Origin of the sequence: Algihabitans sp. (assembly GCF_965226985.1) — a bacterium.
Lineage (GTDB): Bacteria > Pseudomonadota > Alphaproteobacteria > Kiloniellales > DSM-21159 > Algihabitans.
The window spans coordinates 1,022,122-1,036,554 of record NZ_OZ245712.1 but is presented as its reverse complement, the minus strand read 5'-3'; the positions used below and the strand labels follow the sequence as shown (position 1 = coordinate 1,036,554).

The window sequence follows — 14,433 nt, the reverse complement described above, 5'->3', positions numbered from 1 at the left end:
GCTCCCTTCAGGCCGCGTGCGGTCGCCGCACCGCCACCACCCGAAAGCGGCCGGCGACGAAGGCCGCATCAGTCAGACAGGCGTTGCCCGCCGGATTGGCACCGCTGACGTGGTAGTCGCTAAAGGCCGCCGACTGGTTGACCAGGATCTGGCCGGTCAGATTCTCCGACAGCGATACGCCGGCCGCCGCGAAGGCCTCTTCGGCACGGGCCAGAAAGGCCGCATCGGTCGAATGCACGCCCGCCGTGATCGCCCCCTTCGTCTTGGCCAAGGCCGCGGCACGGCTCAGGCCCTCCGCCGCGTCCTCGACGGCGACGACGAAGGCGATGGGGCCGAAACGCTCCTCCCCATAAGCTTCGCTCTGCGCGGCCTCGACCTTCAACAGCAGCGGCGTCGCCATGCGCGCACCCTCGAACTGCGGATGCTCGAGCCGCGCCGAGGCGTGGACGACTGTACCCAGGTCCGTGCTTTCCTCCACGCGCTGCAGGGTCGTCTCATTCTGGATTGCGCCCAGAACGGCGGCAGCACGATCCGCATCGCCCAGAAGCTTGGCCAGCGCCGTGGAAAGCCCCTCGCAAACTTCGTCGAAGGACTTGTGCCCCTGATCCGTCTCGATCCCCTCGGCCGGGACGAAGATGCACTGCGGTGCCGTGCACATCTGCCCGCTGTAGAGCGACAAGGAGAAGGCCAGATTGCCGCACAGGCCCTTGAAGTTGTCGGTCGAGTCGATGACGACCGAGTTGACCCCCGCCTGCTCCGTAAAGAGCTGCTTGTCGCCGGCCTGTTCCTCCAGCCAGCGGCCGAAGGCGGGACCACCGGTGTAGTCGATCACGCCCACTTCCGGCCGCAGCGCGAGAGTCTTGGCAATCGGCGCATCGGCGCTGTCGACGGCCAGCAGCACGGTGTTGGGATCGAAGCCGGCCTCGCTGAGCACCTTCCGGGCGATCCGCACTGTCAGCGCGAGCGGCAGGATCGCAGCCGGATGGGGCTTCACGATCACCGAATTCCCGGTGACGAGGCTCGCGAAGAAACCTGGATAGCTGTTCCAGGTCGGGAAGGTCGAGCAGCCGATCACCAGCGCGACGCCGCGCGCGACGATGCGGAAGGTCTTGTCGAGCTGCAGCGGCGGATTCTTGCCCTGGGGCTTTTCCCAGAGCACGGCACCGGGGATCTTCCGCAACTCCTCATAGGCATAGGCGACCGCCTCGAGGCCACGGTCCTGAGCATGGGCGCCGCCCGCCTGGAAGGCCATGAGAAAGGCCTGACCGCTGGTGTGCATGACGGCGTTCGCGATCTCGAAACTGCGCGCATTGAGACGCTGCAGCACCTCCAGCGCAACACCGACCCGCGTCTCCACCGGGGCGGCCGCCCAGTCGGTCCGCGCGGCCTCAGAGGCTTCGATGAGCTGGTCCACGCTGGCGGTCGCGTAGGTCGCACCCAAGGCAAAGCCGTAGGGACTGACCTCGTCGCCGATCCAACGTCCGTCGCTCGGTTGATGGAGATCGAACTTGGAGTCCAGGGCCGCTTTGAAGGCCGCCTCGCCGTCCGCCTTGGCCGTCTCGCCGTAGAGCTTGCCGCTCGGAACTTCGGGATAGGGCGACCAGTAGCCCCGCGCGGAAATAGCCTGCAACGCGCGATCCAGAGTCTCGCGGTGAGCGGCGAAGAAATCGGCCATGCGGCCACCTCCCCTATGGTTCTGCGTCATGGGTCCGCGCTCGGCACGGGGCAGGTTGTCTCCCGCACCTCGCGCCGTCGTCGGGGCTGCGTCGTGTAGATTGACAGCACCCCGACCGACGCTGCTATTAATTGACCGACCGGTCGGTCATTTCAAGAGCGAAGTCGCGAAGGACCGATTTCGCTGCTGGCCAGCGGCAGTGGACGGCTGTCGGGATAGACCGGAGCGGGCCTGGGGCCTGCTGGCCTGAAGAAACAGACCCTGCGAAACGGCATCGAACCGGCAGGACAGACGGGAGGAGACTGCGCCATGGACAGCGTGCTCTATGAGGCGAAAGACGGCTACGCGCTGATCACCCTCAATCGACCGGACAAGCTGAACGCCTTCACCGAGGAGATGCACGGTCGCTTGGCCGAGGCCCTGGACCGAGTGCAAAGCGAGGGTCAGCGCGCCCTCGTTCTGACCGGAGCCGGGCGCGGTTTCTGCGCCGGCCAGGATCTGAGCGACCGCAGCTTTCCTACCGGCGAGTCGCCGGATCTCGGCGCCACGCTGGACAGGCTCTACAATCCGCTGGTCCGCAAGATCCGGGCGCTGGAGCTACCGGTCATCTGCGCGGTCAACGGCGTCGCCGCCGGTGCCGGCGCCAACGTCGCGCTGGCCTGCGACATCGTGCTGGCGGCGCGCTCCGCCAAGTTCATCCAAGCCTTCGCCAAAATCGGCCTGGTCCCGGACGGCGGCGGCACCTGGTCGTTGACGCGGCTTGTCGGAGAAGCCCGAGCGAAAGCGCTGGCGATGACCGCGCAACCGCTTTCCGCCGAGCAGGCCGCCGCCTGGGGACTGATCTGGCAAGTCGTCGAGGACAGCGAACTTCTGCAGGCGGCCGAGGCCTTGGCTGCGGACTTCGCCTCGGCCCCGACCAGGGGTCTGGCCCTTACGAAGCAAGCCATCCAGGCCGCCGCCACCAACAGCATGGACGCGCAGTTGGACCTGGAGCGGGATCTGCAGCGCCAGGCGGGCCGCACGAAGGACTATCGCGAGGGGGTCGCCGCCTTCCTGGAGAAGCGTCAGCCGAAGTTCGAAGGCCGCTAAGCGAAGCCGCGAAAGTCCCGGTCACGCTCCCAGCCTGACCGGCGGTACGACGTTCGGAGAAAACCCGTCATGACCGACCCGCAAGACCTCGCCGAAGCCTGTGCCGAGGCCATGTTCGCGAAGGACAAGGCGGCACGGCATCTGGGCATGGCGATCGAAACCGTCGGCCCGGGAACGGCGCGGCTCGCGATGACGGTCGACGAGCGCATGATTAACGGTCATGCCATCTGCCACGGGGGTATCATCTTTACCCTCGCCGACACCGCCTTCGCCTATGCCTGCAACGCCTACAACCGGACGACGGTCGCGCAGCACTGCTCGGTCACCTTCCTGGCACCGGCGAAGTTGGGAGATCGTCTGACCGCCGAGGCCGTCGAACGCACCCGCGCGGGGCGCAACGGCATCTACGACATCCGCGTGACGGATCAGGAGCGCAACTTGATTGCCGAGTTCCGCGGACACTCTCGCAGCATTCAAGGCACGCTGGTGCCGGAGGAGAAGCAGACCCCATGACCGAAGCCTTCATCTGCGGCGGAGTCCGCACCCCGGTCGGCCGCTACGGCGGCGCCCTCTCCAGCATCCGGCCCGACGATCTGGCCGCATTGACGATCCGCAGCCTGGTGGAACGGCATCCCGACGTCGACTGGGCGCGGCTGGACGACATCATCCTGGGCTGCGCCAACCAGGCCGGTGAAGACAATCGCAATGTCGCCCGCATGGCGGCTCTGTTGGCCGAGCTGCCCGTCGAAGTTCCCGGCGGCACGGTCAATCGTCTTTGCGGCTCGGGCCTCGATGCGGTCGGTACCGCGGCCAGGGCGATCAAGGCTGGAGAGGCGGACCTGATGATCGCCGGCGGCGTCGAGTCCATGAGTCGCGCGCCCTTCGTCATGCCGAAGGCGGAGACGGCCTTCGCGCGCACCGCGGAGGTTTTCGACACCACCATCGGCTGGCGCTTCGTCAATCCGCTAATGAAGAGCGCGCACGGCATCGACTCCATGCCGGAGACGGCCGAGAACGTCGCCGAGGATTTCCAGATCACCCGCGCCGACCAGGACGCCTTCGCCTTGCGCAGCCAGCAGCGGGCTCGTGCCGCTCAGGAGAACGGACGTCTGGCAAAGGAGATCGTCGCCGTGCCCGTGCCGCAGCGCAGGGGCGAACTGATCCTGGTGGAGCGCGACGAGCATCCTCGCGACACGAGTCTGGAGAAGCTGGCCAGCCTGCCCACGCCCTTTCGCAAGGGCGGCAGCGTCACCGCTGGTAACGCGTCGGGCGTCAACGACGGAGCGGCGGCCCTACTGATCGCTTCGGAGGCCGCCGTGGCGCGCTACGGCCTCACCCCCCTCGCGCGGGTTCGCGGTCTGGCCACAGCCGGCGTGCCGCCACGGATCATGGGCATCGGCCCGGCTCCAGCGAGCCGCAAGCTGCTGGAGCGGCACGCTTTGCAGATCGACGATATCGATGTCGTCGAGTTGAACGAGGCCTTCGCCGCTCAGGCGCTGGCGGTCCAACGGCAACTGGGCCTGCCCGACGACGCGGAGCAGGTGAACCCCAACGGCGGCGCCATCGCCCTGGGCCATCCCCTGGGGATGTCCGGCGCCCGTCTGGCTCTCAGTGCGGCGCTGGAGCTACAGGAACGCGGGGCCAAGCGCGCCCTGGTGACCATGTGCATCGGCGTCGGCCAAGGCATCGCCGCCTTGCTGGAAGCCGCCTGATAACGAAAGAGACGCGACCAAGCCGTCTCAGAAAGAGATCACGAGGAAACGCCGGAGGCCAAATGCCATGGAGGACCTGACACCCGCCAAGGGTCTGCTGGATCCCATCGAAGTCGCCTCGCGCGACGAAATCTCGGCACTGCAGCTGGAGCGCCTGAAATGGAGCCTGCGGCATGCCTACGAAAACGTGCCGCACTATCGGGAAGCCTTCAAGGCCGCCGGGGCGCATCCCGACGAGGTGACCTCGCTGGCCGATCTGGCCAGATTTCCCTTCACCAACAAGGCCGACCTGCGGGACAACTATCCCTTCGGCCTCTTCGCCGTTCCGCGCGAGAAGGTCGTGCGCATCCACGCCTCCTCCGGCACCACGGGTAAGCCGACGGTCGTCGGCTACACGCGCAACGACATCGAGGTCTGGTCCGACGTCATGGCGCGTTCGATCCGCGCCGCCGGCGGGCGTTCGGGAGACATCGCCCATATCGCCTACGGCTACGGCCTCTTCACGGGCGGACTTGGCGCGCACTACGGCGCCGAACGGCTCGGCTGTACCGTGGTGCCGATCTCGGGCGGCATGACGGAACGGCAGGTCCAGCTGATCGAGGACTTCCAGCCGCGCATCATCATGGTCACCCCCTCCTACATGCTCTCGATCCTCGACGAGTTCGACCGTCGCGGCCTGGATCCGCGCCTCTGTTCCCTGAAGGTTGGTATCTTCGGCGCTGAACCCTGGACCGAGAAGATGCGCGGCGAGATCGAACAGCGCTTCGACATGCACGCCGTCGACATCTACGGTCTGTCGGAGGTCATGGGCCCCGGGGTCGCGAACGAATGCGTCGAGACGAAGGATGGTCTTCACATCTGGGAAGACCATTTCTACCCAGAAATCATCGATCCAGTGAGTGGCGAGGTTCTGCCCGACGGCGAGATGGGCGAACTGGTCTTCACCTCCCTGACCAAGGAAGCGCTTCCCATCGTCCGCTATCGCACGCGTGACCTGACACGCCTTCTGCCCGGCACAGCACGCTCGATGCGGCGCATGGAGAAGATCACCGGCCGTTCCGACGACATGATCATCCTGCGCGGCGTCAACGTCTTCCCGACTCAGGTCGAGGAGATGATCCTACAGACCGAGGGGCTAGCACCCCACTATCAGATCGAACTCACCCGCCAGGGACGGATGGACAGCATGACGGTTCTTGTGGAGGCCCGGGCGGACTGCGGCAGCTCGGCCCGCGATGCGGCCTGCCGCGAGTTGATTCATCACATCAAGTCGAACGTCGGCGTCAGCTGCCAGGTCCGCGTGATGGACCCGGGTCAGGTCGAACGGTCGGCCGGAAAAGCGAAGCGGGTCGTCGATCTGCGACCGAAGGATTAGCGCGTGGCCCGAGTTCGAGCAGCCGAGTACGACGACAAACGCGACGCGATCCTGGATCGCGCGGCCGAGCTTTTCGCAGCCAACGGTTTCGCGCGCACCTCGATGAACGCGATCTCGGAGGCCTGCGGCGCTTCCAAGGCCGCGCTCTACCACTACTACGTCGGCAAGGACGCTCTGCTGTTCGACATCCTCGACACCCACATCCGATTTCTACTGGAGACGGTCGAGGCGGTTGCGGCCGCGGAGCCCGACCCGGAAACGCGGCTCTACAGCCTGACGGAAGCCCTGATGCAGGGTTACGCCGATGCAGATGCCAAGCACAAGGTCTTGCTCAACGAGATGGGCAGCCTCGCTCCGGACAAGCGCGAAACCATCCGCTTCATGGAGCGCCGTATCGTCGCGGTCTTCGCAGAGACGCTGCAAGACCTGAACCCCGCCCTGGCGCGGCCGGAGTTGAGCAAACCCGTGACCATGTCCCTGCTGGGCATGCTCAACTGGCATTACACCTGGCTGAAGCCAGGCGGCCCGCTCACTCGGGAGACCTATGCCCGTCTCGCGACGGACCTCTTTCTCAAGGGTGCTGCCGACCTGAAGTAGCCGGCGTCCGAGCTAGAGTGGCTGGGCGAACTCACCCGCTTCTCAACCGAATACCCGACGACAGGCTCGGATAAAGTTGCATTTCGACGTCGAGAGATCATCTTTGGGAGGCGGGAGGAAGACTGGGCCGATAGCGGGGGGAACGAAGTCAGTGCTGAAGACGGCCTTGCTGCCGACCGCTCTGTTCATCACGGGCGCCATCGCGATCTGGGGCATCCTGGATACCGCCGGGCTCGCCGCCTTCGCCTCAGAGCTTGTGACCATACAGTTCACGAGCCGCGCCTGGTTCATCATGCTGACCGTCAGCTTCATGCTGATCACCTCGGTCGCGGTCGCACTGTCTCGCTACGGCCGTATCAAGCTGGGCCACGACGACGACGAACCGGAGTTCTCCACCGTCTCCTGGCTCACGATGCTGTTCGCGGCCGGGATGGGGGTCGGTCTGCTCTACTGGGGAACCGCCGAACCCCTGACCCACTATCTTATCGTCGCCGACTATGCGGATCCTTGGGAAGCGGCGGGGATCGCCCTCTTCATCACCAATTTCCACTGGGGCCTGCACGCCTGGGCGATCTACGCACTGACCGGACTGGTGATCGCCTATTTCGGTTTTCGGCGCGACTGTCCGACGCTTGTCAGCGCGCCGATCCTGCACGTGTTCGGTCTCAACCGTGTGACCCGGTCGGTCGGCTGGCTCAGCGATCTGCTGGCGATCGTCGCGATCGCCATCGGTCTCGGCGGCTCGGTCGCGATGGGCGTCTTCCAAGTACAGGAAGGCGTCCAGGCCCTGCTTGGCCTTCCGGAGATGGGACTGTGGCTCACGCTTGTGATCTTCGCCGTACTCTGCGCCGCCTACATACCGCCTCTCCTGGTCGACCTAGGTCACGGCATGGCGCTGCTGTCCAATACCGCCATGGCTGTTGCCGGCGGGCTTCTCGTCTTCATTCTGCTGACCGGCCCAACCCACTTTCTGATGGGCGGCATCGTCGAGGCGACCGGTGAGTATATCTCCAGCGCCTTCATGCAAGGGTTTCGCACCTTTACCTTCTTCGACGATCGAGTCGGCACCTGGTTCCAGTCCTGGACCTTGACCTACATGGTCTGGTGGCTCGCCTGGGCCCCCTTCGTCGGAGTTTTCATCGCGCGCATTTCGCGCGGTCGGACCATCCGTGAGTTCGTAGGCGGCGTGGTTCTCGTGCCGACGGCCTTTTCGATCGTCTGGTTCGGCGTGTTCGGAGGGGTCGGCTTCTACGGCGTACTCCATACCGATCTGCCGGTTTTAGAGGTGGCGCAGAACAACATCAGCGGCGTCGCCTTCTTCGTCCTGGAAAACTTCCCGCTGCCGACCTTGACCGTTGCGGCCGTGGTGGTCGCAGCCTTCCTCTTCATCATCACCAGCGTTGTCAGTGCCGCCTTCGTCCTCGGCATGTTTTCGACCGGCGGCGACCTGAATCCCGGCAGGCGCGTCAAGTTGAGCTGGGGCGTCGTGCTGGGTGCGCTGGGGCTGGTGATGATCCTGTCGGGCAGCATCGACGCGGTGAAATCGATCATCGCCCTGGGCGCCCTCCCCTTCGTGTTCATCGTCCTGCTGCTGGTGGTCTGCCTGCTGAAGGAACTGAAGACCGAGAAAGCTCCAGCACCATGAGTCCGCTACTCGACACCGTCATGAACATCGAGGTCTTCGCCTTCATCGGACTGCTTGTCTGGCTCTACTTCAAGAGGGTCGACACGCATGAGGACGAGACGACATCCGGTCCAGATCAGCGCCCCCCGAATTAGACCATCTGTGTAGCCGCCCAGCGTTGCGAGCCCTTGGACAGGCGTTCGGCAGCTTGTCGACGCGGCATCCAGACCATCTCATGGTCGTCCTCGATGGGCTCCGCCACCTTGTCGCCCAGGACGGCGCGGAAGAAGACGCAGATCTTGTCGAAATGGCTCTCGTAGCTGGTCTCATAAGTGAATTCGCGCGCTTCGCAGATCCGGGCACCGACCTCGATGGCGTGCCCCGTCTCTTCGATCATCTCGCGTTTCAGCGCGACGTCCTCGGTCTCGCCAGGATCCAGGCCGCCACCGGGCAAAATGATCTCGCCGCGCTGATCGATCACCAACAGGTCGTCGGCCTCGGTCAGGATCAGCGCATAGGCCCCTCGGCGCGGCGTGTAAAACCGGCCGGGCTCGATAACGCCAAAGGTGATCATCGCGCTTCGCCTCCCTCTAAACCGCCGGGCTAAACCGTCGGGCTAAACCGTCGGGCGGGCGTGAAAGCCGGGTTGCAGCTGACCGTGATGATCGTCGATCTCGACAGCTTCGACCCGAGCCAGAGGCGGGCCTCGGCGGCAGCGGTCCAGCATCTCCTCGACTTGCGACGGCGCCCCGGCGAAGACAGCCTCGACCCTGCCGTCCTGCAGGTTGCGCACCCAGCCGGAGAGGCCAAGCCTCTTTGCCTCCTGCTGGGTCCAGCCGCGAAACCAGACTCCCTGAACCTTCCCGGAGATCAGGACTCGCACCCGGGTGTCGCCGACGGTCGCCATGGCTGCGTCACGCCGCCTCGAGACCGACACGCTGCAGAAGCTCCGGATCGCGGATGGAAAGCTCCTCGCCGGCCAGATCCGCCGCAGCTTCCGAACAGAGCCAAGCGATCACCTCGGCCGGCCGTTCCGCCGCCGCGAGGTCGGAACGCTTCAGCTTGGCGACCGGTCCAACGCCGGAGGCGCGGATCTGGACCTGCATCTCAGTATCCACCACGCCAGGCCCGAAACCGTAGACCCGAATGCCCTTGTCCCCGTAGTCGCGCGCGAGACAACGGGTCAGCATGAAGAGGCCCGCCTTGCTGGTGCAGTAAGCGGTCCAGCCTTCCAACGGATTGTGCGCAGCGCCGGACGAGAGGTTGACGATGGTGCCCCTGCCACGCGCTAGCATGCCCGGCAGGACCGCGCGGGCGGCGGCGGCGGCACCGCCGATATTGACCCGCTGCGTGGTCATGAAGGCTTCCGGATCGATCTCATGTAAAGCGCCGATGGGATCGAGGATGCCGGCATTGTTGATCAGGATATCGACGGGACCCAGTTCGCTCTCGACCGCCGCCGAGGTGGCCGCGACCTGGGCGAAGTCGGCGACGTCACAGGTAAAGGCCGCAGCCTTGCCGCCGGCCGCGTTGATCTCGCCGGCGACGCTCTGCACCGCCGCGCCGCTACGCGCGGTCAGGGCGACCGCAACGCCAACCTGTGCGAGGCGACGGGCTACAGCCTCGCCAATCCCTCGGCTGGCACCGGTCACAAGGGCAACGCGCCCGCGCAGATTCGACATTCATCCACTCCTCAAAAAAGATCGCTCAAGGCAGAGCGTTCGGCTCTCGCCGAGCACCGGGATAGAATACGGCGAAGACCAATTCGACCGCACGCTTCGCCGTACGCTCCCACTCCCGCCGCTCGGTCCACTGGGCCTCGATGGTCAATGCCGGGTTGGCACGATCCTCGTGAACCAGACGGTTGCGCAGGGCACGCAGCCAGCGCAGGTCTTCCGCCGGCGCGGCGCGGCGTTGCTTCGAGGCCTCGACCTGGGTGTCGACGACCGTCGCGGCCAGGATGACCACCGCAACCCAGGCGCCGGCGCAGAAGCAGGCCTGCAGGTCGATCAGAAGCGCGGTCGCCTGCTCCGAGAGCTTGCCGGCGCCTTCGACCGAAGCGGCCGTCTGACGTCGCTCGAACCAAAGGCGCCGTTCATCCCAAACCAACGGGTCCGGACTCTCGAGATGATCCACTAGTCGAACTCAATGATCACCTGATCGACGGCCAGGTTGTCGCCCGGTGCGGCCTGCAGCTTGGCAATCCGGCCATCGCGCTCGGCGCGCAACACGTTCTCCATCTTCATCGCCTCCACCACGGCAAGCTCTTCGCCCGCCTTGACCTCCTGGCCCTCCGAGACGGCGAGCGACACCAGCAGACCCGGCATGGGCGACAGCAGGAAGCGGCTCATGTCCGGCGGAACCTTGACCGGCATCAGAGCGGCCAGCTCCGCCAGGCGCGGGCGCAGCACCAGGACATCCACCGTGCCGCCATCGTGGGTCAGCTTCCAGCGCGGGCCGTCCGCATCGACCTGAACGGTGATCGGGGCCTGGTCGAGCCGGCCCTTGAAGAGCGGCTGACCCGGCCTCCAATCGCTTTCGATCACATGCCGGCCACCGTCGAACTCGACCGCGAAGGCCTCGCCCTCCGGCGAAAGCTTGGCAACCTGCGGCTCTCGCCCGATCATCACCACCCGCTCGACAGGCTCCGATAGGCCGGCCGCAGCAGGATGCCCGTTGCCGCGCTGCTCGCTGCGCTCCTGCAGGACCGCAGCGACCGACACCAGACGGTTCCGGGTCTCGGCCGGCAGCTCGCGGCCCTGAAAGCCTTCGGGATACTCCTCGGCAATGTAGTTGGTGGTCAGACGCCCGGCCTGAAACCGCTCGGCGGCCATCACGGCGGCCAGGAAGGGAATGTTGTGATTGACGCCACGGATATAGAAAGCGTCGAGCGCGCGGCGCATCTCCGCGATGGCCGCATCGCGGCTCTCGCCCCAGGTCGCCAGCTTGGCGATCATGGGGTCGTAGAACATACTGATCTCCGAGCCTTCCCCCACCCCGGTGTCGACCCGTACGGAACGGCTCTCTTCCGGCGCCTGGTAGCGCACCAGCCGGCCGATCGACGGCAAGAAGTTGCGCAGAGGGTCCTCGGCGTAGACGCGCGCCTCGATCGCCCAGCCGTCGAGCTTCACCTCGTCCTGCCCGAAGTCCAGCGCCTCACCCGCCGCGATGCGAATCATCCACTCGACGAGGTCCAGGCCGGTGATCATCTCCGTGACGGGATGCTCGACCTGTAGACGAGTATTCATTTCCAAGAAGTAGAAGTTACGATCCTTGTCGACGATGAACTCCACCGTCCCGGCGCTGCTATAGCCGACGGCATCCGCCAGGGCGACAGACTGCTCGCCCATGCGGCGGCGCGTCTCGGCATCGATGAAGGGGCTCGGCGCTTCCTCGACGACCTTCTGGTGACGGCGCTGGATGGAGCACTCGCGTTCGCCTAGGTAGAGGGTCCGCCCTTGCCCGTCCGAGAGCACTTGAATCTCGATGTGACGCGGCTCCTCGACGAACTTTTCAACGAAGACCCGATCGTCGCCGAAACTGGACCTCGCTTCGTTCTGCGCGCTGCGAAAGCCCTCGGCCGCTTCCTTGTCGTCGCGGGCGATCCGCATGCCCTTGCCGCCACCGCCGGCCGAGGCCTTCAGCATCACCGGATAACCGACATCGCGGGCGATCTCGACCGCCTGCTCCGCAGACTCGATGATCCCCATGAAGCCGGGCACGGTGCTGACTCCCGCTTCGGCAGCGATCTTCTTGGACTCGATCTTGTCGCCCATGGCCGCGATGGCCTTCGGCGGCGGGCCGATAAAGACCAGCCCTGCGGCCTGCAGCGCCTCGACGAAGTCCGCCTTCTCCGAGAGGAAACCGAAGCCGGGATGGACCGCTTCGGCACCGGTGTCCTTGGCGGCCTGGATGATGCGATCGGCCCGCAAGTAGCTTTCGGCCGCCGCCGAGCCGCCGATATGCAAGGCCTCATCGGCCAGAGCGACGTGTAGCCCATCGGCATCGGCGTCGGAGTAGACGGCGACGGTCGCGATTCCCAGGCGCCGGCAGGTCTTGATGACGCGACAGGCGATCTCGCCTCGGTTGGCGATCAGAATTTTCTGGAACATCGGCGCGACCCTCCCCGGTAGAGCAGCACGGCTCTCTCGTCACGTTCGAGAGCGACTCACGTCGGAACGAAAGCGAAGTTGCTCCGCCTCGTGACGATCACGCTCCAGGACTGCAGCCTCGGTTAGACCGCGCGGGGCAGCGGACTGTCAACCGGAGCAAAGGCACAGCAACGGCTCTACGCCCTAAAACCGGGTGGCCGCGAAGGGGGCCAGGTCGATCGGTGCCGGGCGCCCGGCAACTAGGTCCGCGACCAACCGCCCGGTGCGCGCGCCCAACGTCAGACCCAGATGCCCGTGTCCGAAGGCCAGAACGGCGTTGGCGGCGCGGGGCGCCGGCCCCAAAACCGGCAGGGAGTCCGGCAGGGACGGCCGAAAGCCCATCCAGCGGCTGGCGTCGCGCGTGTCCAGATCGGGAAAAAGCCGACGGCCGCGCTCGGCGAGAACCTGCGCCCGCTTCCAGTTAGGCTCCGCGACCGTACCGCCGAGTTCCACTGTCCCGCCGAGCCGAAGACCGGAGGCCAGGGGCGTGCAGGCCATGCCGAACTCGGTGGAGTAGACGGGACGGCTGAGCGCGATACCCGGTGCCGGAATAGTGAGATGGTACCCCCGCTCCGTATCCAACGGCACCTTGACGCCGAGCCGCTTCGCCAGCTCCTTCGACCAGGCGCCGGCAGCGACAACGACGGCATCGCAGTCGAGCGAGTCCTCCGTCGTCTCCACGGCCTGGACACGACCCTCGGCCATCCGAAAACCGACGACGTCGCGACGCAGCACTTGTCCGCCCTCCCGCTGCACCCGTTCGGCCAGGGCCAGAAGGACACGGTGCGGATCCAGTGCGTGCGCCACCTGAGGATAATAGAGGCCGCCGGCCAGATCCTTGGTCAGCGCGGGCTCCATCTGGCGCATCTCCGCGACCGAGAGTTCGGCGACCTCGACGCCACGCCGGCGTTGCAAGTCGGCCAAACGACGATAGCTCCGCAGCGACGAGGGCTCGGTATAGGCAGCGATCCACCCGCGCCGCACCAGCAGATCCTCGGCATCCGCCTCCTTCAACAGCAATCGATAAGCCGGAACGGCATCGTCGAGCAGGGCCTGCAGAGCCAAGGAAATCCGTTCCACGGCCTCTGGCCGGCTCGCGGCGAGAAAGCGCAGCAGCCAGGGCGTCAGCTGCGGGAGGTACTGCCAGCGCAGAGACAGCGGCCCCAGAGGATCCAGCAGCATCTTCGGCACCTGACGCCAGATGCCCGGCGTCGCTACCGGCACCACGGACTCCGTGGCCAGTACGGCGGAATTCCCGAAAGACGCGCCCTGCCCGAGCGGTGTCCGGTCGATCAGGGTCACCCGGTGACCGTCGCGCTGCAGCGAGCGCGCGCAGCAGACGCCGATGATGCCCGTGCCGACGACGGCGACATGGCGAGACGACCCGGCCGAGAGGTCGGAGGCCTGTGTAAGCATACAAGTGTATTTCAATTCGATGACAGAGGCGCCGATTTTCACCGGCTTCTCACAGCGGTCAAGCGGTACGAGACGCCAGAGACTCGGTTAAACGTTTACGTGCAGCCGGCAGATCGCTGTTCTGTGGATAAAACACGTGACGGGCGAGGAAGTGCCCCGTCAGACGCAGCCCCACCGCGATGTCGGCGGGTTCCTCTCCACCGCGGCCGATCAGGAAACCGGGCAGCGGCAACAGACGCTCGGCATAGGGTTCGCCCGCCGACAGGGAGACCGCGCGCCCGGTGCGGGGCGACACGTAGGCCAGTTGATCGTTCGAGCCGCCAGCCGCACAGCTCTCCAGATCCAGGCCGTAGCCCAGCTCCTTCAGGAGCATCACCTCCCACTGGACATAGGCTTCGGCCCAGTGCGAGCCGGCCAAGGCCTCGATCAGCGCCAGGACACCGTGATAGCAGGCGGGATGCGGCTCGCGGTCCGGCAGGGCGCCGTCGCAGACGGCCGCCGCCGAGGCCAAGGCCGCCAGGCGCAACCGGTCGTCGAGATAGCGCGCGGCATGCGCCACCGTCGGCTCCAGGCTGAAATTGCCCATGTGCTCGGACAGACGCGCGGACCAGGTCGCGCTGACGGCGTTGCCGGGCTGCAGGACCGGGCGAAGCTGTCGCCCCTGCCCGCCCCGCACGAAGCCGGCATGCCGGCCGTGACGTTCCGTCAGCAGGGACACCACGGCACCGCTTTCCCCGTGCGGGCGCGCCGTCAGAACGATGGCCTCGTCGGTCCAGTCGAGCATGGCCAAAGGA

The 14,433-nt window shown here is 66.0% G+C and carries 15 protein-coding genes; 7 read left to right on the top strand and 8 right to left on the bottom strand.

Annotated elements, in window-relative coordinates; genetic code table 11:
* Window positions 1-7: 7 nt before the first annotated feature.
* Window positions 8-1,675, bottom strand: a complete 1,668-nt coding sequence (gene paaN / locus ACO054_RS04620; protein ID WP_421709275.1) for a phenylacetic acid degradation protein PaaN — start codon at window positions 1,673-1,675, stop codon at window positions 8-10.
* Between the two features lie 309 nt (window positions 1,676-1,984).
* Here paaN and paaG point away from each other — a divergent pair, with 309 nt between their 5' ends.
* From paaG to ACO054_RS04585, 7 genes are all read left to right on the top strand, one after another.
* Window positions 1,985-2,764, top strand: coding sequence for a 2-(1,2-epoxy-1,2-dihydrophenyl)acetyl-CoA isomerase PaaG (gene paaG / locus ACO054_RS04615; protein ID WP_421709274.1), 780 nt, complete (start codon window positions 1,985-1,987; stop codon window positions 2,762-2,764).
* A 69-nt stretch (window positions 2,765-2,833) separates the two neighbouring features.
* The gene (paaI, locus tag ACO054_RS04610) at window positions 2,834-3,277 is read left to right on the top strand and encodes a hydroxyphenylacetyl-CoA thioesterase PaaI (RefSeq protein WP_421709273.1); all 444 of its coding nucleotides are present in this window, start codon (window positions 2,834-2,836) and stop codon (window positions 3,275-3,277) included.
* A complete protein-coding gene (pcaF, locus tag ACO054_RS04605; RefSeq protein ID WP_421709272.1) occupies window positions 3,274-4,476 on the top strand; it encodes a 3-oxoadipyl-CoA thiolase in 1,203 nt (400 codons plus the stop codon). Before paaI ends, pcaF begins: the two co-directional genes overlap by 4 nt.
* A 67-nt stretch (window positions 4,477-4,543) precedes the next feature.
* A complete protein-coding gene (gene paaK / locus ACO054_RS04600; RefSeq protein ID WP_421709271.1) occupies window positions 4,544-5,851 on the top strand; it encodes a phenylacetate--CoA ligase PaaK in 1,308 nt (435 codons plus the stop codon).
* 3 nt (window positions 5,852-5,854) lie between these two features.
* On the top strand, window positions 5,855-6,448 hold the full coding sequence (locus tag ACO054_RS04595; RefSeq protein WP_421709270.1) for a TetR/AcrR family transcriptional regulator: 594 nt from the start codon (window positions 5,855-5,857) through the stop codon (window positions 6,446-6,448).
* A gap of 151 nt (window positions 6,449-6,599) precedes the next feature.
* The gene (locus tag ACO054_RS04590; protein WP_421709269.1) at window positions 6,600-8,093 is read left to right on the top strand and encodes a BCCT family transporter; all 1,494 of its coding nucleotides are present in this window, start codon (window positions 6,600-6,602) and stop codon (window positions 8,091-8,093) included.
* Window positions 8,090-8,227 carry a hypothetical protein gene (locus tag ACO054_RS04585; RefSeq protein ID WP_421709268.1) on the top strand — a complete coding sequence of 46 codons (138 nt, stop codon included), beginning with the start codon at window positions 8,090-8,092 and terminating at the stop codon, window positions 8,225-8,227. The genes ACO054_RS04590 and ACO054_RS04585 overlap by 4 nt, the downstream gene beginning before the upstream one ends.
* Here the strand turns inward: ACO054_RS04585 and ACO054_RS04580 are convergent.
* From ACO054_RS04580 to recO, 7 genes are all read right to left on the bottom strand, one after another.
* A complete protein-coding gene (locus tag ACO054_RS04580) occupies window positions 8,224-8,646 on the bottom strand; it encodes an NUDIX domain-containing protein (RefSeq protein WP_421709267.1) in 423 nt (140 codons plus the stop codon). The two genes, ACO054_RS04585 and ACO054_RS04580, sit on opposite strands and share 4 nt — an antisense overlap.
* Before the next feature lie 42 nt (window positions 8,647-8,688).
* Window positions 8,689-8,979, bottom strand: a complete 291-nt coding sequence (locus ACO054_RS04575; RefSeq protein WP_421709266.1) for an acylphosphatase — start codon at window positions 8,977-8,979, stop codon at window positions 8,689-8,691.
* A 7-nt stretch (window positions 8,980-8,986) separates the two neighbouring features.
* Window positions 8,987-9,754: an SDR family NAD(P)-dependent oxidoreductase gene (locus ACO054_RS04570; protein WP_421709265.1), complete on the bottom strand. Its 768-nt coding sequence runs from the start codon at window positions 9,752-9,754 to the stop codon at window positions 8,987-8,989.
* 25 nt (window positions 9,755-9,779) lie between these two features.
* Window positions 9,780-10,208, bottom strand: a complete 429-nt coding sequence (locus tag ACO054_RS04565) for a hypothetical protein (protein ID WP_421709264.1) — start codon at window positions 10,206-10,208, stop codon at window positions 9,780-9,782.
* Window positions 10,208-12,184, bottom strand: coding sequence for an acetyl-CoA carboxylase biotin carboxylase subunit (locus tag ACO054_RS04560; protein WP_421709263.1), 1,977 nt, complete (start codon window positions 12,182-12,184; stop codon window positions 10,208-10,210). The genes ACO054_RS04565 and ACO054_RS04560 overlap by 1 nt, the downstream gene beginning before the upstream one ends.
* A gap of 183 nt (window positions 12,185-12,367) precedes the next feature.
* A complete protein-coding gene (locus ACO054_RS04555) occupies window positions 12,368-13,639 on the bottom strand; it encodes an NAD(P)/FAD-dependent oxidoreductase (protein WP_421709262.1) in 1,272 nt (423 codons plus the stop codon).
* Between the two features lie 58 nt (window positions 13,640-13,697).
* Window positions 13,698-14,423 (bottom strand): DNA repair protein RecO, encoded by a 726-nt coding sequence (gene recO / locus ACO054_RS04550; protein ID WP_421709261.1) that lies wholly within the window; start codon window positions 14,421-14,423, stop codon window positions 13,698-13,700.
* Window positions 14,424-14,433: the final 10 nt, after the last annotated feature.